Below are 20,710 nucleotides of genomic sequence, written 5' to 3'. Positions count from 1 at the left end.
GGAGGCCCAGATCTCAACACAGAGGATAGAGCGATGGACTATCAGAGCGTCTACAAGCATTCGATGAAAGACCCCGAGGCCTTCTGGGCGGAGGCGGCCAGCCTCATCGACTGGGACAAGCCGTGGGACAAGGTGCTCGACGACGCCAACAAGCCCTTCTACCGCTGGTTCAGTGGCGCGATGATGAACACCTGCTACAACGCGGTGGACCGTCATGTGATCGCCGGTCGCGGCGACCAGGCGGCGATCATCCACGACAGCCCGGTGACCGGCAGCAAGCGGGTGATCACCTACGCCGAGCTGCAGCAGCAGGTCGCGAAGATGGCCGGCGCGCTGCAGGCGCAGGGCGTGACCAAGGGCGACCGGGTGATCATCTACATGCCGATGGTGGCCGAGGCGCTGATCGCCATGCTCGGCTGCGCGCGCATCGGCGCCATCCACTCGGTGGTGTTCGGCGGCTTCTCCTCGCACGAGCTGGCCACCCGCATCGATGACGCCAAGCCGAAGATGATCGTCGCCGCCTCCTGCGGCATCGAGCCCAACCGCGTGGTGCACTACAAGCCGCTGCTCGACGAGGCGATCGAACTCTCCACCCACAAGCCCGAGCACTGCCTCGTGCTGCAGCGCCCCGAGGAGCCCGGCACCCTGGTCGAGGGTCGCGACCTCGGCTGGGCCGAGGCGCTCGACGCCGCCGAGCCGGCCGATTGCGTCTCGGTGGCCGCCACCGACCCGCTCTACATCCTCTACACCTCCGGCACCACCGGCCAGCCCAAGGGCGTGGTGCGCGACAACGGCGGTCACGCCGTAGCGCTGGCCTGGAGCATGGGCAACATCTACGACGTCCAGCCCGGCGAGGTGTTCTGGGCCGCCTCCGACGTCGGCTGGGTGGTGGGTCACTCCTACATCGTCTACGCCCCGCTGCTGCGCGGCTGCACCACCGTGGTCTACGAGGGCAAGCCGGTCGGCACCCCGGATGCCGGCGCCTTCTGGCGGGTGATCGAGGAGCACAAGGTCAAGGTGCTGTTCACCGCGCCGACCGCCTTCCGCGCGATCAAGGGCGCCGACCCCAAGGCCGAGCATCTCGGGCGCTACGACACCAGCTCGCTGAGCGCGCTGTTCCTCGCCGGCGAGCGTTGCGACCCCGACACCCTGCACTGGGCCGAGGACATCCTCAAGCGCCCGGTGATCGACCACTGGTGGCAGACCGAGACCGGTTGGGCGATCGCGGCCAACTGCATCGGCATCGAGCAGCTCCCGGTCAAGGCCGGCTCGCCGACCTGTGCCGTCCCCGGCTACGACATCCAGGTACTCGACGACGAGGGCGAGCCGGTCAAACCGGGCAACATCGGCCGCATCATGGTGAAGCTGCCGCTGCCGCCCGGCTGTCTGTCGACCCTGTGGGGCAACGACACCCGCTACGTCCAGTCCTACCTCTCGGCCGAGCCGGGCTACTACCTCACCGGCGACGCCGGCTATCTCGACGAGGACGGCTACGTCTTCGTGATGAGCCGTATCGACGACATCATCAACGTCGCCGGTCACCGGCTCTCGACCGGCGCGATGGAGGGCGTGCTCGCCTCGCACCCGGACGTCGCCGAGTGCGCGGTGATCGGCGCCGCCGACGAGCTCAAGGGCGAGCTGCCGCTCGGCCTGGTGGTGCTCAAGTCCGGGGTCGAGCGCGATCACGACACGATCAAGAAGGAGTTGGTCAAGCTGGTGCGCGAACAGATCGGTCCGGTCGCGGCGTTCAAGACCGTTGCCGTGGTCGAGCGTCTGCCCAAGACCCGCTCGGGCAAGATCCTGCGCGGCACCATGAAGGCGATCGCCGACGGCACCACCTACAAGCAGCCGGCGACCATCGACGACCCCTCGATCCTCGACGAGATCACCAGCTCGCTCAGCGCCATCGGCTACGGCCGTCACGACTGACCCCCCCGCGACGACCGTCCGCACGGACGGTCGCGTGCGCCGCCCGCCCCACCGGGCGGCGCACCCCACGCCCCAGCTCCTCCGTCCACCCCTCCCCAACACCCCCGACAAGATCGACTATCAGCCTGCTCAATCCGCAGCATTGTCGACAATCAGGATTGACATCGATAAAAAACACGCTATCTTCGCTGTCATTCTGTTGAAGTGTCGACAATCCAAATGACAAAGGCCTCCAACGCCTCAACCGAGCCCAGCTCCACCATCGCCGATCGCATCTTCGACCAGATGCGTCAGGCGATCGTCGAGGGCGGCATCCCCGCGGGCAGCAAGATCAGCGAGCCGGTGCTCGCCGCCCGCTACGGGATCAGCCGCGGGCCGCTGCGCGAGGCGCTGCGTCGGCTTGAGTCGATCAAGCTGGTCGAGCGCCGCGCCAACGTCGGCGCCCGGGTGATCCAGCTCAACAGCGACCAGCTGCTCGAGATCTACGACGTGCGCGAGGCGCTCGAGGGCATGGCCGCGCGGATCGCCGCCGAGCGCATGCCGGAGGGCGCGATCGAGGAGCTCAAGGCGCTGCTGGCGCATCATCGCGGCGACATCGCCCGCGACGACTGGCAGACCTACTTCCAGGAGGAGGGCGATCTGGATTTCCACTTCCGCATCGTCCAGGGCGGCGGCAACCGCCGACTGGTCGACATCCTCTGCAACGACCTCTACCACCTGGCGCGGATGTATCGCTGCCAGTTCGGGATGCGGAGCGAGCGGGCGCGGGACGCGCTCAAGGAGCACGAACTCGTCGTCGACGCCATCGCGGCGCGGGACGGCGAGCTGGCGGAGTGGCTGATGCGTCGCCACATCCGCGCCTCGCGCGAGGCCATCGCCCGGCGCCTCGTCCCATAGCGCGGACGACGACCGCGGGGCGGGTCCGCGCATCGAAATCACCACAGTCACGGACGCCGCACGCGTCCGGGCGGTTCAAGGAGACCCAACACCATGAGCGACACCATGACGGCCGGCGCACGACTGCGACTCGCGGTCCAGGAAGAGAACCCCCTGCAGATCATCGGCGCAATCAACGCCTATCACGCGATGATGGCCGAGCGCACCGGCTACCGCGCCATCTATCTCTCCGGCGGCGGTGTCGCCGCGGGCTCCTACGGCCTGCCCGACCTGGGCATGACCAGCCTCGATAACGTCCTCGAGGACGTGCGCCGCATCACCGACGCCACCCAGACCCCGCTGCTGGTCGACGCCGACACCGGCTGGGGCGGCGCCTTCAACATCGCCCGCACCGTGCGCCTGCTCAACCAGGCCGGCGCCGCCGGTTGCCACATCGAGGACCAGGTCGCGGCCAAGCGCTGCGGTCACCGTCCGGGCAAGGCGATCGTCTCGCAGGCCGAGATGGTCGACCGCATCAAGGCCGCGGTCGACGCACGCCGTGACGACTTCGTGATCATGGCGCGCACCGACGCGCTCGCCGTCGAGGGCATGGACGCCGCCATCGAGCGCGCCGTGGCCTGTGTCGAGGCCGGCGCCGACATGATCTTCCCCGAGGCGATGACCGAACTCGAGCAGTACCGTCAGTTCACCGCCGCGGTCAACGTCCCGGTGCTCGCCAACATCACCGAGTTCGGCGCCACCCCGCTGTTCAAGACCACCGAGCTCGCCGAGGTCGGCGTCTCCATGGTGCTCTACCCGCTGTCGGCCTTCCGCGCCATGAACAAGGCCGCGCTCAACGTCTACCAGGCGATCCGCAACGAGGGCACCCAGGCCGGCGTCATCGACACCATGCAGACCCGCATGGAGCTCTACGATTACCTCGGCTACCACGCCTTCGAGCAGAAGCTCGACGCCCTGTTCGAGCAGAACAAACCCGAGTAAATCCCTGACGCAGGAGACGCCCGGCCACGCCTCGGCCAGCGTCTCCCGCCCCGTCGCACGCGCCGCGTCCGGGGCCAACCCGATCCGAGGAGAGAACCATGGCCGAGACCTCGCAGACCCAGCTGCCCAAGCCGAAGAAGTCCGTCGCCCTGTCCGGCACCGCCGCGGGCAACACCGCCATCTGCACCGTTGGCCGCACCGGCAACGACCTGCACTACCGTGGCTACGACATCCTCGACTTCGCCGACCAGGCCGAGTTCGAGGAGATCGCCTACCTGCTCATCCACGGGCGTCTGCCCAACCACGCCGAGCTGGCCGCCTACAAGCGCAAGCTCAAGAGCCTGCGCGGCCTGCCCGCGGCGCTCAAGACCGCGCTCGAGCAGCTGCCGCCCTCGGCCCACCCGATGGACGTGATGCGTACCGGCTGCTCGGTGCTCGGCACCCTCGAGCCGGAGAAGGACGACATGTCGGTGGCCGGCGCACGCGACATCGGCGACCGGCTGCTCGCCAGCTTCGGCTCGATGCTGATGTACTGGTACCACTTCTCGCACAACGGGCGGCGCATCGAGGTCGAGACCGACGATGATTCGATCGGCGGTCACCTGCTCCACCTGCTCCACGGCGAGACCCCCTCGGACGAGTGGGTGCACGCGATGCACACCTCGCTGATCCTCTACGCCGAGCACGAGTTCAACGCCTCGACCTTCACCTCGCGCGTGGTCGCCGGCACCAACTCCGATATCTACTCGGCGATCACCGGCGCCATCGGCGCGCTGCGCGGTCCCAAGCACGGCGGTGCCAACGAGGTCGCCTGCGACATCCAGAACCGCTACGCCACCGCCGACGAGGCCGAGGCCGACATCACCGAGCGGGTCGCACGCAAGGAGATCATCATCGGCTTCGGCCACCCGGTCTACACCATCGCCGATCCGCGCAACAAGGTGATCAAGGCCGTGGCCAAGCGTCTCGCCGAGGGCAATGGCGACATGCGCATGTTCCAGGTCGCCGAGCGTCTGGAGACGGTGATGTGGGACCTCAAGAAGATGTTCCCCAACCTCGACTGGTTCTCGGCCGTGTCCTACGCGCAGATGGGCGTGCCCACCGCGATGTTCACCCCCTTCTTCGTGATCTCGCGGACCACCGGCTGGGTGGCGCACGTCATCGAGCAGCGCCAGGACGGCAAGATCATCCGCCCGAGCGCCAACTATGTCGGTCCCGAGGACCTCAACTGGCTGCCGATCAAGCAGCGCTGAGCCAGCTACCAGCTACCAGCTACCAGCTACCAGCTACCAGCTACCAGCTACCAGCTACCAGCTCGAGGCTGGAGCTGGTGGCCGGCGGCTGCAAGCCACCGCATTCCCAACCCACTGGAGACCTCATTCAAATGAGCGCACATATCGCCGACGCCAACGTTCGCCCCGATCCGGACCAGGAACTGGTCGCCATCGCCGACTACGTCTGCAACACCGAGATCGACTCGGCCGAGGCCATCACCACCGCCCGTCACTGCCTGATGGACTCGCTCGGCTGCGCCATGCTCGCGCTGCAGTACCCCGAGTGCACCAAGCACCTCGGCGCCATCGTCCCCGGCACCACCGTGCCCAACGGTTCGCGCGTGCCCGGCACCGCCTTCCAGCTCGACCCGGTCAAGGCCGCCTGGGACATCGGCGCCATGGTCCGCTGGCTCGACTTCAACGACACCTGGCTCGCCGCCGAGTGGGGCCACCCCTCCGACAACCTCGGCGCCATCCTCGGTCTCGGTGACTATCTCTCGCGCAAGGCGGTGGCCGACGGCGCCGCGCCCCTGACCGTGGGCGACGTGCTGCAGTACATGGTCAAGGCACACGAGATCCAGGGCGTGCTCGCCCTCGAGAACAGCTTCAACCGCGTCGGTCTCGACCACGTGCTGCTGGTCAAGGTGGCCTCGGCGGCGGTCTCGGCGCTGATGCTCGGCGCCGATCGCGACCAGGTCATCGACACCCTGTCGCAGGCCTGGGTCGACGGCCAGGCGCTGCGCACCTACCGTCACGCCCCCAACACCGGCTCGCGCAAGTCGTGGGCGGCGGGCGATGCCAGCTCGCGCGCGGTGCGTCTGGCGATGATGGTCGATCGTGGCGAGATGGGCCTGCCCTCGGTGCTGAGCGCGCCGACCTGGGGCTTCTACGACGTGCTGTTCAAGGGCAACAAGTTCGCCTTCCAGCGCGACTACGGCAGCTATGTGATGGAGAACATCCTGTTCAAGATCAGCTTCCCTGCCGAGTTCCACGCCCAGACCGCGGTCGAGTGCGCGATGCGCCTGCACGACCAGGTCAAGGACCGCATCGACGAGATCGAGCGCATCGAGCTGGTCACCCAGGAGTCGGCGATCCGCATCATCAGCAAGGACGGCCCGCTCTACAACCCGGCCGACCGCGACCACTGCCTGCAGTACATGGTCGCCGTGCCGCTGATCCACGGTCGTCTCACCGCCGCCGACTACGAGGACGGCGTCGCCGCCGATCCGCGCATCGATGCGCTGCGTGAGAAGATGGTGGTGCGCGAGGATCCGCGTTACACCGCCGAGTACCTCGATCCCGAGAAGCGCTCGATCGCCAACGCCGTGCAGGTCTTCTTCAAGGACGGCAGCAGCACCGAGCTGGTCGAGGTCGAGTACCCGATCGGTCACCGTCGTCGTCGCGCCGAGGGCATCCCGGTGCTCGAGGCGAAGTTCCTCGCCGCACTCAAGACCCGCTTCCCCAAGGGTCAGGCACAGCGCATCTACGACCTCTGCCAGGACGAGCAGCAGCTGATGCAGACCCCGGTGCACCAGTTCATGGACCTGTTCATGATCTGACCCCGGTCGCGCGCCCCCGCCGGGGCGCGCCCCGAGCGGGGTGGCCGAGGCCACCCCGCGCCCCTCTCTCCACCCCCCGCCGCCCCCCGTCCCACTTGGCGTGCCACCCGCACTGGGCCATGCTTATTAGAGAGCGCTCCCGTGCACGACCCACTGGCGCCGAATCTCGCCATCGGTCGAGCGGGCCTCGTCCCGGGCCATCGCGCAGCATCTCTATCCATATCGGTCAAGCCGCACCCCGACTGCGGCATCTCGCGGAGGCAGTGGTCAATGCATCCCCCCGGCCCCGACAGCGAGCAACTGCGTATCGAGAACGCCGCGCTGAAGCGCCGTATCAACGAACTCGAACGAGCGCAGCACAGGACGCGCGGCCCCGACACCGCCGCCCTGCTCGATAACTTCCCCGGCATGGCCTACCGCTGCCAGAACGACAGCAACTGGACCATGGACTACGTCAGCGCCGGCTGCCTGGCGCTCACCGGCCACCCCCCCGAGGCGCTGATGCGCTCGCGGGTCATCTACTCAGACCTGATCCACCCCGAGGATCGCAGCCGGGTGTGGGATCAGGTCCAGCTGGCGCTCGGCGAGCAACGCACCTTCGAGGTCGAGTACCGCATCAACCACATCGACGGCGAGATCCGCTGGGCCTGGGAGCGCGGCTGGGGACTGTGGTCCGATCACGGCGAACTGTTCACCCTCGAGGGCTTCATCACCGACATCTCGGCCTACAAGCGCGCCGAACAAGCACTGCGCGACCATCAGGCGACACTGCGCGCGCTGCTCGATACCCCCGAGGACTCGATGCTGCTGATGGACGCCACCGGCAAGCTGATCGCCTGCAACGACATGACCGCGCGCCAGCTGCGCTGCGACCGCCAACAGCTGATCGGCAGCAGCCTGTTCGCGCGGCTCCCGACCGAGGTCGCCGCCAACCTGCACCGTCAGCTCAGGAAGGTGATCGCCAGCGCCGAGCCGATCCGCTTCCAGGAGCAATATCGCGACCGCTGGTTCGACCACACCCTCTACCCGGTCTGCAACGCGCACCGTCAGGTCTCGCAGCTGGCGCTCTATTCACGCGACATCACCGAGCAGAAACAGCTCGAGCGCACCCTCGAGCAACTGGCCATCTCCGACCCTCTGACCGGCTTGTTCAACCGCCGTCAGTTCTGGTCGCTGGCCGAGCAGAGCCTGGCCCAGGCGGCGCGCAAGCGCACGCCGACCAGCGCGCTGATGATCGACATCGATCACTTCAAGTCGATCAACGACCGTCACGGCCACCTCATCGGCGATCAGGTGCTGCAGACTATCGCCAGCGAACTCAAGCTCAACCTGCGCCACAGCGACATCCTCTGTCGCTACGGCGGCGAGGAGTTCGCCGCGCTGCTCCCCGAGACCGACCTCAGCACCGCCAGCGAGACCGCCGAGCGGTTGCGTCAGTGCATCGCCGACACCCCGATCGAGACCGACCAGGGAGCGCTCTCGCTGACCATCAGCATCGGCGTCGCCGAACTCGTCGGTGGATTCAGGACCAGGGTCTCGACCCTGCTCGAATGCGCCGATCGCAAGCTCTACGCCGCCAAGCAGGCCGGACGCGACCGGATCGCCTGCTGGACCCCCTCGGACGACGAGCTACAGCGCCTCGCCGGCAACGCTCACGGACTCTGAGGCCGACTCAGCGCATCAGCGTCTCGCGCACCCGGGACCAGGGGAAATTGCCCGCGAACCCCGGATAGGCGCCGCCGGGATCGACCTTCGACTTGTAGCGCCGCCCGCCGCAGACGAAGCTGCGGGTATCGAGTTCGCCATGACCACGTATCTGCGCCGGGGTCAGGTCATGGGCGACGAGCAGTGGGCGCAGCAGCGCGATCAGCGCCTGGATCTGGACCTCGGGAAAGGGGTCGCGACCATCGCCGTCGTTGACCAGCTCGATGCCGACCGAGCGGGCGTTGTGACCGCGGGCGTGATGGGCGACCTCGGCCACCGGCGTCCCCGTCACCGTGGTGCCGTCGCGACCGATCAGATAGTGATAGCTGATGCCCGGGTTGCGGGCGAAATGACGCCGGTTGGACTCGAGCGTACCGCCCCCGGAGTGCCACAGCCGCCCCGCCTTGCAGCCCGGACCGCCGGTGGCATGGATCACCACCAGATCGATCTCGCGCGCCGGCGTCGCGCCGAGCCCGAGCAGCAAGAGCAGGCCGAGCAGCCAGCGCCCGTATCTCGCCATCCCCCCCATGACCCACCTCCGGCGGCCTCGGCCGCATCTCGAGCACGCCCACGCAGGCGATCTCGGCTATGCTGGAGGGCTTGAATCCGCCTTGCAGGAGGATCCGGCCATCCTCTCCCTGACCGATCTCGCCACCCTCGTCATCCTCACCGTCGCCGCCTTCGCCCACGGCGCCCTCGGCTTCGGCTTCCCGTTGCTCGCCACCCCGCTGCTGGCGCTGGTGATGGACCTGCGCATGGCGATCCTGCTGACCCTGATCCCGACCATCCTCATCAACCTGGTGAGCATCGCCCACGAGCGACACTGGCGCGAGGCGCTGCGCCGTTTCTGGCCGCTCCCGGTGAGCACCATGATCGGCAGTCTGATCGGCACCCAGTTGCTGCTCAGCATCGACCCGCAGCCCTTCCAGATCCTGCTGGCGCTGGTGCTGGTCGCCTTCCTGCTGCTCGAGCGCCGTCAGGGCAGCGGCCCGGAGCGCCAGGTGCCGCACTGGGCGCTGGCACTGCTCGGACTGAGCATGGGTCTGCTGGCAGGGCTGATCAACATCTTCGCCCCGGTGGTGGTGGCCTTCGCCCTCTACACCCGGATGAACCCGGTGCTGATGGTCGCAACCTTCAACCTCAGCTTCATCACCAGCAAGAGCGGCCAGGTACTCGGCTTCGCCAGTCGCGATGCGCTCGACCCCGCGGTGCTCGGTCTGGCGCTGGTGCTGCTCCCGGCGGTGCTGCTGGCGCTGTGGATCGGCATCCGGGTGCGGCGCCGTCATGGTGGGACGAGCTACCGCAACTGGCTGCGCGGCGCGCTCTGGGCGATCGCCGCACTGCTGATCATCGAGGCCTGGTGAGACGGTTCAGTCGGCCTCGGCAAGCGAGTCGAGATCGATCTCCCAGCGCTCGAGGATGCGCCGATAGATCGCCAGCTCGCTGTCGGCGAAATGGCCGTCGGCGCGCGCCACCAGCAGCAGGACTCGCGCGAGCAGACGCCGTCGCGAGACCTCGGTGACCGGGGCGAGCACCGCGTCGATCCACTCCGGGTCGTTCAACCCGACATAGCGCGCGGTGCCGGCATGGGCGATCAGGTCGTCGCAATAGGCATCGAAGACCTCGGCGAAACGGTTGTGGTCGACGCCCAGGGTCTCGAACACCCCGAGATCGTCGAGGATCTCCAGCTCACCGTCGGCGACCTCGCCGTCGCTGACGATGAAGAGGGTGATCACCCGCAGCAGCGCCTCGGCGCTGTTGTCGGGATAGGGAGTGAGTTCGAGCGTCGACATACCTGCTCCAGCTGATGACGAATGGGACTGCCACGATCATCGCACAGACCCCGGATCCGGCACGAGTCATCATCAGTCGCCTTTAGTCTCCAGCCGCCAGCCATCAGCCTCCAGTGGGCGGTCGTCCTCGACCACCGTCGCGGAAGCGAGGCGTCGCGCCCCGCCTTTGCTGGTCGCTGATCGCTGGCTGGCGGCTGACGGCTGGCGGCTGATGGCTGGTGGCTGGTAGCTGATGGCTGGCGACTGGTGGCTGATGGCTGGTGGCTGGCGGCTAATGGCTGATGGCTGGCGGCTGGCGGCTGGAGACTGAAGACGGCTGATAGCTGACTCCGCCGATTGCACCTAACCGTCGAGTGGCACCACAATGGGGCGAGCCCAGACGGGTCGCGGCGTGACCTGCATCGCGCCGCCCGCTCCACGCCGACCTTAAGCTTTAGAGGTGACGGAGCGGCCGCTCGACTTGCCGGACCCGTGCAACCGCGATCATCCAGGAGCCCGCATGTCCAGATCCCTGACCTCATTCGCCGCGGTGGCGCTCGCCACCATCGCCACCTCCGCGCTGGCGGCCAATCCCCGTGTCGCGATGGACGTCTCCATCGGCGGCGAGCCGGCCGGCACCGTCACCCTGGAGCTGTTCGCCGACACCACCCCGAAGACCGCGGAGAACTTTCGCGCGCTCTGCACCGGTGAGCGCGGGGACGACCTCGCCTACGCCGGCATCCCCTTCCACCGCATCATCCCCGGCTTCATGATCCAGGGCGGCGACTTCACCAACGGCAACGGCACCGGTGGCCGCTCGATCTATGGCGAGCGCTTCCCCGACGAGAACTTCGAACGGCGTCACGACCGCCCCGGCATGCTGTCGATGGCCAATGCCGGCCCCGACACCAACGGCTCGCAGTTCTTCATCACCGTCGCTCCCACCCCCTGGCTCGACGGCAAGCACGTGGTCTTCGGCCAGGTCGTCGACGGCATCGAGGTCATCAAGGCGATGGAGGCCGAGGGCTCGCGCTCCGGGCGCACCCGGACAGCGGTGATGCTGGAGGACTGTCGGGCACTGTGACCCCCGGGGGGGGTGGGCCCTTGGTCTGGTGTCCACCACCCCCACCCTTAACAACAAGCTACCAACCGACGCGAACGAGGACTCAGCCATGCGTATCCCAGACCCTCGCGACACCTTCCTCGACCCACGGCGCCAGCCGCTCGAGCAGGCACCCGAGCGCCAGCCGCGTCTGCAGACCTGGAGCGAACTCGAGACCGTGCACCCGCACGGCGCCGATCGCGAACACCCCCATGCCCGCCAGATCGAGGCGGCGATCCTGCGCACACTGCGCTAGCCTGCGATGGCGCAGGGACGCGCCCCAGCCCCCCTCACTCCTCCGCCGTCCGCACCCGCAGATAACGCGCAAAGCGCGGAATGCCGTTACCGGTGTAGCCCTGATACCTGAAGGTCACCCAGCTGCCGATCGGCGGCGGCGCCTGCCGTTCGGCATCGCTCAGACCGCTACCGAGACGAAAGCGCCGCCCCTCGGCATCCTCCACCAGCAGCGCCCCGACCATCCCGCGCAGCCGCCCCTTGCCGGGCAGGTGGGCGATCACCCGCGCCTCGGCGTCGAGATAGGGCTTGAGCTTGAGCAGATCATCGCCGCGCCCCGCCCGATAGGGCGCAGCGGCGCGGTGCAGCATCAGCCCCTCGCCCCCGGCGGCAACCACCCGACGCAACCGCATCATCAAGTGCGCATGATCGCGGCCGCGCCACTGCTCGATCAGCTGCAGCGACGCCGGCTGCGGCACGGCGAAGAGCTGGCGCAGTGCAGCCAAGCGGCCATCGAAATCAAGCCCGCACCCGGGCAGGTCGAACACCATGTAACGCACCGCGCGCCACGCGTCCGGGTCGGGCCGTTGACGACGCACGATCCCGGACAGCCGGTCGAAGGTCCCCCGCCCCATCCACAGCTCACCATCGAGCGCGAGTCGCGGCCAGCCGGCGGTGAACTGCGCCGGCGCGACGATCGCCCGACCGCCGCGACTGACCAGACGCCGCCCGTCCCAGTAGGCGCGCACCCCGTCGAGCTTCTCGCTGACCCAATAATCGGCGACGGGCAGGCCCCGCCGATAGACCCCGGCCAGGGTCAGCGCCGGGGGCGCCTCGCCACCACGCTCACCGATCGGCGCACCGGGCGTGCAGCCGACGGGCCATGCGTCGGTCGTGGCAAGAGCGGAGGCCGGCACGAGCAAGACGGCCAGCAGCAGCGGTCGCAAGAGCATTTTCTCGTCCCCGGTTCGCCCTCATGATGATCCGGACAAGGCTAGTGCAGCGCCGCTTGATACGAGGCCGAATCGGACGGGCGCACGGACACGGGGCGTGCCGCAGATACGCCGTCCACCGGAAAACCGGTAAACTGCCCTCCTCTTTCAGCACCGCATCAACCGGACGCACCTGGGCCAGCACGCAGCAGCCATCCCGCCAGGAGCCTGCCTTGAACACGCAACGCACCCCGCAGAAACGCCGTCTGGCCGAATGGGTCGAGTTGATCCAGCATCACGAGATGCCGATCTTCAACAACACCGTACATCAGGTGTTGCGTGTCTCCGAGGACGAACTGGCGCCCGCCGCCGCCCTGGCCCAGGTGATCATGCAGGATCCCTCGCTCACCACCCGCATCCTCAAGCTCGCCAACTCCGTCCATTACAACCCGGCCGGCGCCAGCACGGGCCACAGCCTGACCACGGTCAACCGCGCCGTGGTGGTGCTCGGCTTCAATGCCGTGAGCAACATGTGCCTGGCCGCGACCCTGGTCGACGACACCATCGAGGGGGCGACCCGCGAGCGTGTCGCGCGCGAACTGGCGCGCGCCCTCCACGCGGCGATCCAGGCCCGTTCGATCGCCACCGCGCGCGAGGACAAGGCCCCCGAGGAGGTCTTCATCGCCGCCCTGCTCCACCGCATCGGCGAGCTGGCCTTCTGGTGCTTCGGCGGCGAGCAGGCCGAGGCGCTCGACCAGCTCTACCGCCAGCAGCCCACCACCCTCCCCGAGCGCGCCCAGGAGCGCATCCTCGGCTTTCGTCTCAACCAGCTCAGCGGCCAGCTGGCAAAGGTATGGAACCTCAACGAGCTGGTGCGCGAGGCGATCGTCACCCCCAGCGTGCTCGACGAGCGGGTCCAGACCGTGGTGCTCGGTCAGCAGATCGCGCTCTGCGCCGAGGACGGCGGCTGGCATACCGAGCCGATGGAGAAACTGGTCAAGCGCGCAGCCAAGATGATCGACCTGGCGATCGGCGAGACCCACAAGATGCTGCAGCACAATGCCAGCGAGGCGGCCGAGGTGGCCGCCGTCATCGGTGCCCAGATCGCTGCCCCGCACATCCCGCAACAGCAGGAGACGTCAGACCAGCCGACGCCCGAGACAGCCACCGAGACAGCAGCGGCGGCGGCGACGACGACAGACGCCGAGAGCACCGCCCCCGAACCCGACGCCCAGCTCCAGCTGCGCGTGCTGCGCGAGCTCTCGACGCTGATCGAGAGCGGCACGGCCAGCCTCAACCAGGTGATGACCCTGGCGCTCGAGGGCATCCACCGCGGCGTCGGCATGGATCGGGTGGTGTTCGCCCTGATCACCCCGGACAAGCGTACCCTCAAGGCCAGATACACGCTCGGCAGCGAATCCGAGCGATTGCTCGCCCGCTTCCAGTTCACCCGCCTGCCGGGTCAGAACCATCTGCTGTTCACGGTCATCGAGCGCCAGCAGGCACGCTGCATCCGTGGCGAGGCGCTCGCCGATGTACCGGCCACGGTGATCCAGGCGCTCGGCCGCACCCCCTTCATGATCGCCCCGATCGAGATCGCCGGACAGGGCATCGGGCTGCTCTACGCCGATCGCGCCAGCAGCGCGCGCGCCCTCACCGAGCCATTGTTCGAGGACTTCCAGCACTTCGCCAAGCAGGCCAGCCAGGGGCTGACCCTGGCGGCACGGCGGCGCGCGCGCTGACCCGCGTCGCGGGCGCTGGAATGTATACTAGAGGCCCGACTCAACCCCTTTTCGCGTGAGACGCTCCAATGCTCTGCTGGGCCCGTTATCTGTTCATCGCCATCATCCTGGTGCTCGGGACCGTCAGCATGCTCGGTGCATGCGGCCAGAAGGGCCCGCTCTATTTGCCCGAGCCGGAGCCGGCAACGCCAGCCGCCACCGACGGAGACCTGCCCGACGTCACCGACGCCGCCGTCCCCGCCGCCGATCAGCCCTAGCCGAGCACCACATCGACGCCGCATGGATCACTTCAACTATCGAGACGACCTGCTCCACGCCGAGTCCGTCCCCCTCACCGAGATGGCCGAACGCTTCGGCACCCCGTGCTACATCTACTCCAGGGCGACCCTGGAGCGTCACTGGCACGCCTTCGACCGCGCCTTCGGCGAGCATCCGCACCTGGTCTGCTTCGCCGTCAAGGCCAACTCCAACCTCGCCGTGCTCGACACCCTGGCGCGGCTCGGCTCGGGCTTCGACATCGTCTCGGTGGGCGAACTCGAACGCGTGCTCGCCGCCGGCGGCGATCCGTCGCGGGTGGTCTTCTCCGGGGTCGGCAAGCGCGCCGACGAGATGCGTCGCGCCCTCGAGGTCGGCATCCGCTGCTTCAACCTCGAGTCCGAGGCCGAACTCGACCGGCTCGATCAGGTCGCCGGCGAACTCGGCGTGATCGCCCCGGTGTCGCTGCGGGTCAACCCCGACGTCGACGCCCGCACCCATCCCTACATCTCCACCGGACTGCGCGAGAACAAGTTCGGCATCGACATCCGCACCGCCGAGGCGGTCTATCGCGACGCCGCCGCGCGGCCCAACCTGCGGGTCACCGGCATCGACTGCCACATCGGCTCGCAGCTCACCGACCTCGCCCCCTTCATCGACGCCCTCGACCGGGTGCTCGCCCTCGCCGACCGTCTCGCCGAGGCCGGTATCGCCATCGAACACCTCGATCTCGGCGGCGGGCTCGGCATCCGCTATCGCGACGAGCTGCCGCCCGATCCGGCCGCCTATGCCGCCGCCATCCGTCACCGCCTCGCCGGCAAGCCCTACGAGATCCTCATCGAGCCTGGGCGCGCCATCGCCGGCAACGCCGGCGTGCTGCTCACCCGCGTCGAGTACCTCAAGCCGACCGAGGCGCGTCACTTCGCCATCGTCGACGGCGCCATGAACGACCTGCTGCGCCCGGCGCTCTATCAGGCCGAGCAGGAGATCGTCCCGGTCCACCTCGACCCCACGCTCGAGACCCAGCGCTACGACCTCGTCGGCCCGGTGTGCGAGACCGGCGACTTCCTCGGCAAGTCGCGCCAGCTCGCCATCCGCCCCGATGATCTGCTGGCGGTGCGCGGCAGCGGCGCCTACGGCTTCACCATGAGCTCGAACTACAACAGCCGGCCCCGCGCCGCCGAGGTCATGGTCGACGGCGATCAGGCCCACCTGGTGCGCGAGCGCGAGTCGATCGAGTCGCTGTTCGCGGGGGAACGGAGACTGCCGTGAAGCGTCGCCCCGAGCCCGAGTTGATGGACACCGAGGAGCAGGCGCAAGCCTATGCCGAGGCCGACTTCTCCGACTCCAACAGCCTGTTCATGCGTCTCCTCGCCCGTCAGGCGCGGGGCGGATTGCCGGGCTCGGCGGCGCTCGACCTCGGCTGCGGCCCGGCCGACATCGTGTTGCGCCTGCTGCGTACCTATCCGCGGCTGCACTGCGACGCGCTCGACGGGGCCGCGACCATGCTCGAACGGGCCCGCGCCACCCTCGAGGACGCCGCCGATCTCGACGGCCGCTGGCAGCTGGTGCACGACCGTCTGCCCTCGAGCCGGCTCGCAGACCGCCGTTACGACCTGATCCTCTCCAACAGCCTGCTCCATCATCTCCACGATCCCCAGGTGCTGTGGCGGACGGTGCGCGCGCACGCCAACCCCGACGCCCTGGTGCTGGTGATGGACCTGCTGCGCCCGCCCTCGGCGGGCTGGGCCGAGGCGCTGGTCGAGACCTATGTCGCCAATGCACCCGAGGTGCTGCGCAGCGACTTCCGCAACTCGCTGTTCGCCGCCTACGAGCCGCGCGAGGTGGTCGAGCAGCTCGCCGAGGCCGGGCTCGAGGGGCTGGAGGTCGGCGTGGTCAGCGACCGGCATCTGGCGATCTGGGGACGCGTGCCGGGATGAGCCCGACGGCGACATGCAGGAGATCGAATCGATGAAGGTCCGCTTCACCAAGATGCACGGGCTCGGCAACGACTTCGTGGTGTTCGACGCGGTGCGCCAACGCATCGCGCTCGACCCCGAGCGGTTGCGCCGGCTCGCCGATCGGCGCTTCGGCGTCGGCTGCGACCAGATCCTGCTGGTCGAGCCGCCACGGCTGCCGGGCACCGAGTTCCACTACCGGATCTTCAACGCCGACGGCTCCGAGGTCGAGCAGTGCGGCAACGGTGCGCGCTGCTTCGCCCGCTTCGTGCGCGAGCAGGGGCTGACCGAGCACGACGAGATCCCGGTCGGCACCGCCGCCGGGGCGATCCGGCTCCATCTCGAGGCCGACGGCCAGGTCCGGGTCAACATGGGTCGGCCGCGGCTGGCGCCGGTCGAGATCCCCTTCCAGGCCGAGCACGAGGCGCCGCTCTACGACCTTGAGGTCGCCGGCGAGCACCACCAGATCGGCGCCGTCTCCATGGGCAACCCGCACGCGGTGCTGCTGGTCGAGGACGTCGAGACCGCGCCGGTGGCGCGCCTCGGGCCGGCGATCGAGCATCACCCGCGCTTCCCGCAGCGGGTCAATGTCGGCTTCATGCAACGGCTCGCCGGCGACGCAATCCGTCTGCGGGTGCACGAGCGCGGCGCCGGCGAGACCCTGGCCTGCGGCACCGGTGCCTGCGCCGCGGTGGTCAGTGGGCGGCTACGCGGTCTGCTCGATGAGCGCGTACGCGTCGACCTGCCGGGCGGAGGGCTTATAATCGACTGGCGCAGCCCGGATGACGTCGTCTGGATGACCGGGCCTGCCGAATCAGTGTTCCACGGGGAGATCGTTCTATGAGGGGTCAATCGTGATCACACAGGCAGAGCAGCCCGAGACCAGGGACGAGGCGCTGGAGGCCACGGTCGCCGCCTATCTGCAGCGCCATCCCGACTTCTTCGAGCACCACCCGGAGATCCTCATCACGCTGCGGATCCCGCATCCCACCGGCGACGCCGTCTCGCTGATCGAGCGCCAGGTGCGGGCGCTGCGCCAGGAGCTCGATACCGAGCGCCAGCGTCTCGGCCAGCTCATCGCCCGCGCCCGCGAGTACGAGTCGCTGTCGACCCGATTGCACGCGCTGGTGCTGCGGCTGATCGCGATCAACGATCCCGACCGGCTGTGCGAGGAGACGCGCGAGACCCTACTGCAGGAATTCCGCGCCGACGCCGTCACCCTCAAGCTGTTCCCGCTCGACCCCGAGACCGCCGCACCAGACCCGCTCACCGCCGCCTTCAAGGACTTCCTTGCACGCAAACACGCGCTCTGTGGGCCACTCGACGCCGACAAGGCCGAGGTACTGTTCGGCGAGGCCGCGGCGAGCGTGCGTACCGCCGCCCTGGTCCCCATCCGCACCGCGGAGCGCTCCGGCGTACTCGCCATCGGCAGCAGCGACCCCGAGCGCTTCCGCCCCGAGCTCGGCACCGACCTGCTCGACCGGCTCGGCGAGATCATCGCCCACAAGCTGAGCGCGGTCACCATCGAACGCTGCGGACGGGACTGAGTCGCGCATGGCCGGCGAGACCTCAGCCCAACTGCTCGCGCGCTTTCTCGACCACCTCGCCCACGAGCGTCGGCTGGCGCCGCTGACCGTCGCCAACTATCGCCGCGACCTCGAGCGTCTCCTCGCCTGGCTGCAGGCCCACGCCGAGGTGACGATCGAGACCATCGACGGCGAGACGGTGCAGCGCTATATCGGCGCGCGTCATCGCGAGGGCATCGGCGGGCGCACCCTGCAGCGCGAACTCTCCAGCCTGCGCGCCTTCTATCGCTGGTTGCTGCGCGAGGAGCTGGTCACCGCCAGCCCCGCGCTCGACATCCGCGCCCCCAAGACCCCGCGCAAGCTGCCCAGGACGCTCGAGGCCGATCAGCTCTGCGCGGTACTCGACCGTCCCCGCGAGGAGGTGCTGGAGATCCGCGACGGGGCGATGATCGAGCTCTTCTACTCCGCCGGGCTGCGCCTCGCCGAGCTGGTCGCGCTGGATCTCGCCGAGGTGCCGCTCGATGTCGATGAGCTCGAGGTCGTCGGCAAGGGCGCCAAGACCCGGCGCGTACCGGTCGGGCGCAAGGCGCGCGAGGCGCTGCGCCAGTGGCGACTGCTGCGTCCCTTTGTCGCCGCGCCCGAGGAGCCGGCGCTGTTCGTCAGCCTGCGCGGCACCCGCATCCACCCGCGCACCGTCCAGGCACGGCTGACACAGTGGGCCCAGGTCCAGGGGCTGGCCCAGGGGCTGCATCCGCACATGCTGCGCCACAGCTTCGCCACCCACCTGCTGGAGTCCTCGGCCGATCTGCGCGCCGTCCAGGAGCTGCTCGGCCACGCCGACATCGGCACCACCCAGATCTACACCCACCTCGACTTCCAGCACCTCGCGCAGGTCTACGACCAGGCGCATCCACGCGCCAAGCGCCGGCGCTGAAGCCGGGGATAGAACACCGGCGCCGCGCGCCGCCCGCGCCGGAACCGCTCCACAGCCCCAGAGACCCTCATGCTGCTCTCGCCTCGCTATCGCTTTCTCTTCGTCCACATTGCCAAGACCGGCGGCACCAGCGTGCGCGCCGCACTCCAGGGGCTGCGCTGGCGCGACCCCTGGTACTACCCGATGTTCCTGTGCAGCCGCATGAGCCATCTCAGCGGTCATCGCATCGGCACCAAGCTGCCGCGTCATGCCAAGGCGGTGCTCGCCCAGGAGCTGCTGCCGCGGCCCTTCTACGACTCGCTGTTCAAGTTCGCCTTCGTGCGCAACCCCTGGGACCTGCAGGTCAGCTCCTTCCATCACATCCGTCGCGAGCGCCCGCACTATCTCGGCGGCCACCAGGAGTTCGCCGACTTCCTGCGCTGGAAGCTCGACCCCGAGCGCCCCTACCAGTACCACGTCGACACCTCGATCACCCGCCAGAGCGACTATCTGGTCGACCTCCACGGCGAGGTCATCGTCGACTTCATCGGTCGCTACGAACAGCTCCACGACGACTTCGCCACCGTCTGCGCGCGCATCGGCATCACCCAGCCGGCTCTCCCTCACGCGCGCAAGGCGACCGATCGCAAGCGCGACTACCGCAGCTACTACGACGACGACACCGCCGAGCTGGTGGCGCGCCACTTCGCCCGCGACATCGAGCTGCTCGACTACCGCTTCGACCCCGACTGAGCACCCGGCTCAGTCGCGCGGCACCAGGTCACGATAGGCGTGCCAGGTGGCGTGCCCGAGCAGCGGTACGGTGACGAACAGCCCGAGCAGCAGACTCGCCAGGCCGAGCCCGACGATCACCACGATCAACCCCGCCCACAGCAGCATCGGCGCCCAGTTGACCCGCACCGCGGCGAAGCTGGTGCGCGCCGCGGTGAAGGCATCGACCGGACGGTCGATCAGCATCGGCACCGTCACCGCAGCGATGCAGAAGGCCGCGGCCGCGAACACCGCCCCCACCCCGACCAGCACCGCCACCAGCCCGAGATGATCCCCGGAGAGGAAGACCACGGCGACGAAGCGCTCCCAGCTCGGCAACGGATCGGTGAACAGCATGATGAACAGGAACACGGTGGCGAGGATCCACAGCTGCAGGATCATCAGCAGGAAACCGGTGGCGATGCCCAGCTGCCCCTGGTTACGACGAAAGGCCTCGAGCGCCTGACAGCGTTCGAGCGACTCACCGGCCTCGAGGTGCGCGCTCATCTGGTAGAGCCCGATGGCCAACAGCGGCGCGACCAGATAGAAGGCGGCGAGCAGGAAGGGCACCAGGAAGGCGAGGCGCCCGAGCGCCAGCGGCACGGTGATCGCCAGGCTGATCAGCACGATCCCGGCACCGTAGCGCAGGCTGTAGCCGGGGGCGGCGCGCAGATCACGCCAACCGGCGCGCAGCCACTGCAAGGGCTGACCCGGGGCGACCCGGTTGACCCCGGGCGGCGGACGAACGGCGGACTCGGACGAGGTGGACGGCTGCATGCGGGCATTCCTCCGCGCTGGATCGACCCCCGATAGCTGGTGGCGGAAGCGCGAACCGCAACGCCAGCGGCCAGGGGATTGAACTGCAACGTCGAAAAGGACGCGACGGGTAGAGAAGGGCTTTCAGCGGCCGGCCGAATCCCCTGCACGATCAAGCCATTGGCGAGCGCATGGGCGAGACCGAGGGGTGTGCCCCGGAACCACCAATGGTCTTGTCCACTGGGGCGTCAAGCGCCCAATCCGCCACAAGTGTCCTAAACTCTTAAGTATGAATCCAACCCCATTGAGGGGCTACCGCCCACACTGCGTCGGAGGCAGTCAGCACCAGACCACCCACAGTCAGCAGACCCGATCCATTAGGCCAAAGGGCGGCATTGCCTCGTT

21 protein-coding genes are annotated in these 20,710 nt (G+C 68.5%); 17 read left to right on the top strand and 4 right to left on the bottom strand.

What is annotated here, in order from left to right:
- The first annotated feature begins 33 nt into the window (after nt 1-33).
- The 6 genes from ACAM26_RS04495 (at nt 34) to ACAM26_RS04470 (ending at nt 8,305) form a co-directional block, all read left to right on the top strand.
- The gene (locus ACAM26_RS04495) at nt 34-1,929 is read left to right on the top strand and encodes a propionyl-CoA synthetase (protein ID WP_369613192.1); all 1,896 of its coding nucleotides are present in this window, start codon (nt 34-36) and stop codon (nt 1,927-1,929) included.
- Nucleotides 1,930-2,148: 219 nt separating this feature from the next.
- Entirely contained in the window at nt 2,149-2,826 is a 678-nt protein-coding gene (locus tag ACAM26_RS04490; RefSeq protein WP_062276918.1) for a GntR family transcriptional regulator, read from the top strand.
- A gap of 93 nt (nt 2,827-2,919) precedes the next feature.
- The gene (gene prpB, locus ACAM26_RS04485) at nt 2,920-3,807 is read left to right on the top strand and encodes a methylisocitrate lyase (RefSeq protein ID WP_062276915.1); all 888 of its coding nucleotides are present in this window, start codon (nt 2,920-2,922) and stop codon (nt 3,805-3,807) included.
- Between the two features lie 98 nt (nt 3,808-3,905).
- On the top strand, nt 3,906-5,060 hold the full coding sequence (gene prpC, locus ACAM26_RS04480; protein WP_123139313.1) for a 2-methylcitrate synthase: 1,155 nt from the start codon (nt 3,906-3,908) through the stop codon (nt 5,058-5,060).
- Nucleotides 5,061-5,191: 131 nt separating this feature from the next.
- Nucleotides 5,192-6,640: a bifunctional 2-methylcitrate dehydratase/aconitate hydratase gene (locus ACAM26_RS04475; protein WP_123139312.1), complete on the top strand. Its 1,449-nt coding sequence runs from the start codon at nt 5,192-5,194 to the stop codon at nt 6,638-6,640.
- A 270-nt stretch (nt 6,641-6,910) separates the two neighbouring features.
- Nucleotides 6,911-8,305 carry a diguanylate cyclase gene (locus ACAM26_RS04470; protein WP_123142926.1) on the top strand — a complete coding sequence of 465 codons (1,395 nt, stop codon included), beginning with the start codon at nt 6,911-6,913 and terminating at the stop codon, nt 8,303-8,305.
- A 7-nt stretch (nt 8,306-8,312) separates the two neighbouring features.
- Here the strand turns inward: ACAM26_RS04470 and ACAM26_RS04465 are convergent, their stop codons facing one another.
- Nucleotides 8,313-8,864 carry an N-acetylmuramoyl-L-alanine amidase gene (locus ACAM26_RS04465; protein ID WP_369613191.1) on the bottom strand — a complete coding sequence of 184 codons (552 nt, stop codon included), beginning with the start codon at nt 8,862-8,864 and terminating at the stop codon, nt 8,313-8,315.
- A gap of 91 nt (nt 8,865-8,955) precedes the next feature.
- Here ACAM26_RS04465 and ACAM26_RS04460 point away from each other — a divergent pair, with 91 nt between their 5' ends.
- The gene (locus ACAM26_RS04460) at nt 8,956-9,708 is read left to right on the top strand and encodes a sulfite exporter TauE/SafE family protein (protein ID WP_123142927.1); all 753 of its coding nucleotides are present in this window, start codon (nt 8,956-8,958) and stop codon (nt 9,706-9,708) included.
- 6 nt (nt 9,709-9,714) lie between these two features.
- Here ACAM26_RS04460 and ACAM26_RS04455 read toward each other — a convergent pair whose 3' ends face one another.
- Complete coding sequence (locus ACAM26_RS04455; RefSeq protein ID WP_123139308.1) at nt 9,715-10,137, bottom strand: TerB family tellurite resistance protein; 423 nt, start codon at nt 10,135-10,137, stop codon at nt 9,715-9,717.
- Between the two features lie 499 nt (nt 10,138-10,636).
- On the opposite strand from ACAM26_RS04455, the gene ACAM26_RS04450 reads away from it, so the two are divergent.
- Complete coding sequence (locus tag ACAM26_RS04450) at nt 10,637-11,200, top strand: peptidylprolyl isomerase (RefSeq protein ID WP_369613190.1); 564 nt, start codon at nt 10,637-10,639, stop codon at nt 11,198-11,200.
- An 88-nt stretch (nt 11,201-11,288) separates the two neighbouring features.
- Nucleotides 11,289-11,474, top strand: coding sequence for a hypothetical protein (locus tag ACAM26_RS04445; protein ID WP_005221769.1), 186 nt, complete (start codon nt 11,289-11,291; stop codon nt 11,472-11,474).
- Between the two features lie 34 nt (nt 11,475-11,508).
- Here ACAM26_RS04445 and ACAM26_RS04440 read toward each other — a convergent pair whose 3' ends face one another.
- Nucleotides 11,509-12,405 carry a DNA ligase gene (locus ACAM26_RS04440; RefSeq protein WP_123139306.1) on the bottom strand — a complete coding sequence of 299 codons (897 nt, stop codon included), beginning with the start codon at nt 12,403-12,405 and terminating at the stop codon, nt 11,509-11,511.
- Nucleotides 12,406-12,617: 212 nt separating this feature from the next.
- Between ACAM26_RS04440 and ACAM26_RS04435 the strand changes: the two genes are divergently transcribed.
- The 8 genes from ACAM26_RS04435 to ACAM26_RS04400 all read left to right on the top strand — a co-directional run bounded on the left by ACAM26_RS04435 (nt 12,618) and on the right by ACAM26_RS04400 (nt 19,531).
- Nucleotides 12,618-14,126 carry an HDOD domain-containing protein gene (locus tag ACAM26_RS04435; protein WP_223806121.1) on the top strand — a complete coding sequence of 503 codons (1,509 nt, stop codon included), beginning with the start codon at nt 12,618-12,620 and terminating at the stop codon, nt 14,124-14,126.
- A 68-nt stretch (nt 14,127-14,194) separates the two neighbouring features.
- Entirely contained in the window at nt 14,195-14,383 is a 189-nt protein-coding gene (locus tag ACAM26_RS04430; RefSeq protein WP_123142929.1) for a lipoprotein, read from the top strand.
- 22 nt (nt 14,384-14,405) lie between these two features.
- Nucleotides 14,406-15,653: a diaminopimelate decarboxylase gene (lysA, locus tag ACAM26_RS04425; RefSeq protein WP_369613189.1), complete on the top strand. Its 1,248-nt coding sequence runs from the start codon at nt 14,406-14,408 to the stop codon at nt 15,651-15,653.
- Complete coding sequence (locus ACAM26_RS04420) at nt 15,650-16,321, top strand: trans-aconitate 2-methyltransferase (RefSeq protein WP_123139304.1); 672 nt, start codon at nt 15,650-15,652, stop codon at nt 16,319-16,321. The genes lysA and ACAM26_RS04420 overlap by 4 nt, the downstream gene beginning before the upstream one ends.
- Before the next feature lie 31 nt (nt 16,322-16,352).
- Complete coding sequence (gene dapF / locus ACAM26_RS04415) at nt 16,353-17,183, top strand: diaminopimelate epimerase (protein ID WP_123139338.1); 831 nt, start codon at nt 16,353-16,355, stop codon at nt 17,181-17,183.
- 10 nt (nt 17,184-17,193) lie between these two features.
- Nucleotides 17,194-17,886, top strand: coding sequence for a DUF484 family protein (locus ACAM26_RS04410; protein ID WP_123142931.1), 693 nt, complete (start codon nt 17,194-17,196; stop codon nt 17,884-17,886).
- 7 nt (nt 17,887-17,893) lie between these two features.
- The gene (gene xerC / locus ACAM26_RS04405) at nt 17,894-18,799 is read left to right on the top strand and encodes a tyrosine recombinase XerC (protein ID WP_123139302.1); all 906 of its coding nucleotides are present in this window, start codon (nt 17,894-17,896) and stop codon (nt 18,797-18,799) included.
- A 69-nt stretch (nt 18,800-18,868) separates the two neighbouring features.
- Nucleotides 18,869-19,531, top strand: a complete 663-nt coding sequence (locus ACAM26_RS04400; protein WP_062275743.1) for a sulfotransferase family 2 domain-containing protein — start codon at nt 18,869-18,871, stop codon at nt 19,529-19,531.
- A gap of 9 nt (nt 19,532-19,540) precedes the next feature.
- On the opposite strand, the gene ACAM26_RS04395 is transcribed toward ACAM26_RS04400, so the two are convergent.
- Nucleotides 19,541-20,326, bottom strand: coding sequence for a DUF2189 domain-containing protein (locus ACAM26_RS04395; RefSeq protein WP_369613188.1), 786 nt, complete (start codon nt 20,324-20,326; stop codon nt 19,541-19,543).
- Nucleotides 20,327-20,710 lie beyond the last annotated feature (384 nt).

Origin of the sequence: Marichromatium sp. PS1 (assembly GCF_041155115.1) — a bacterium.
Classification (GTDB): Bacteria; Pseudomonadota; Gammaproteobacteria; order Chromatiales; family Chromatiaceae; genus Marichromatium; species Marichromatium gracile.
Note: the sequence above shows the minus strand (reverse complement) of the source record. Positions and strands in the feature narration are given on the sequence as shown.

What these genes read in the sequence shown, in the direction of transcription:
- ACAM26_RS04490 (WP_062276918.1), top strand. Translation starts at nt 2,149, where the DNA reads ATGACAAAGGCCTCCAACGCCTCAACCGAGCCCAGCTCCACCATCGCC.
- ACAM26_RS04430 (WP_123142929.1), top strand. Translation starts at nt 14,195, where the DNA reads ATGCTCTGCTGGGCCCGTTATCTGTTCATCGCCATCATCCTGGTGCTC.
- ACAM26_RS04455 (WP_123139308.1), bottom strand. Translation starts at nt 10,137, where the DNA reads ATGTCGACGCTCGAACTCACTCCCTATCCCGACAACAGCGCCGAGGCG.
- xerC (WP_123139302.1), top strand. Translation starts at nt 17,894, where the DNA reads ATGGCCGGCGAGACCTCAGCCCAACTGCTCGCGCGCTTTCTCGACCAC.
- ACAM26_RS04450 (WP_369613190.1), top strand. Translation starts at nt 10,637, where the DNA reads ATGTCCAGATCCCTGACCTCATTCGCCGCGGTGGCGCTCGCCACCATC.
- ACAM26_RS04475 (WP_123139312.1), top strand. Translation starts at nt 5,192, where the DNA reads ATGAGCGCACATATCGCCGACGCCAACGTTCGCCCCGATCCGGACCAG.
- ACAM26_RS04395 (WP_369613188.1), bottom strand. Translation starts at nt 20,326, where the DNA reads ATGCAGCCGTCCACCTCGTCCGAGTCCGCCGTTCGTCCGCCGCCCGGG.
- ACAM26_RS04445 (WP_005221769.1), top strand. Translation starts at nt 11,289, where the DNA reads ATGCGTATCCCAGACCCTCGCGACACCTTCCTCGACCCACGGCGCCAG.
- ACAM26_RS04465 (WP_369613191.1), bottom strand. Translation starts at nt 8,864, where the DNA reads ATGGCGAGATACGGGCGCTGGCTGCTCGGCCTGCTCTTGCTGCTCGGG.
- ACAM26_RS04495 (WP_369613192.1), top strand. Translation starts at nt 34, where the DNA reads ATGGACTATCAGAGCGTCTACAAGCATTCGATGAAAGACCCCGAGGCC.
- lysA (WP_369613189.1), top strand. Translation starts at nt 14,406, where the DNA reads ATGGATCACTTCAACTATCGAGACGACCTGCTCCACGCCGAGTCCGTC.
- ACAM26_RS04400 (WP_062275743.1), top strand. Translation starts at nt 18,869, where the DNA reads ATGCTGCTCTCGCCTCGCTATCGCTTTCTCTTCGTCCACATTGCCAAG.
- prpC (WP_123139313.1), top strand. Translation starts at nt 3,906, where the DNA reads ATGGCCGAGACCTCGCAGACCCAGCTGCCCAAGCCGAAGAAGTCCGTC.
- ACAM26_RS04470 (WP_123142926.1), top strand. Translation starts at nt 6,911, where the DNA reads ATGCATCCCCCCGGCCCCGACAGCGAGCAACTGCGTATCGAGAACGCC.
- dapF (WP_123139338.1), top strand. Translation starts at nt 16,353, where the DNA reads ATGAAGGTCCGCTTCACCAAGATGCACGGGCTCGGCAACGACTTCGTG.
- prpB (WP_062276915.1), top strand. Translation starts at nt 2,920, where the DNA reads ATGAGCGACACCATGACGGCCGGCGCACGACTGCGACTCGCGGTCCAG.
- ACAM26_RS04440 (WP_123139306.1), bottom strand. Translation starts at nt 12,405, where the DNA reads ATGCTCTTGCGACCGCTGCTGCTGGCCGTCTTGCTCGTGCCGGCCTCC.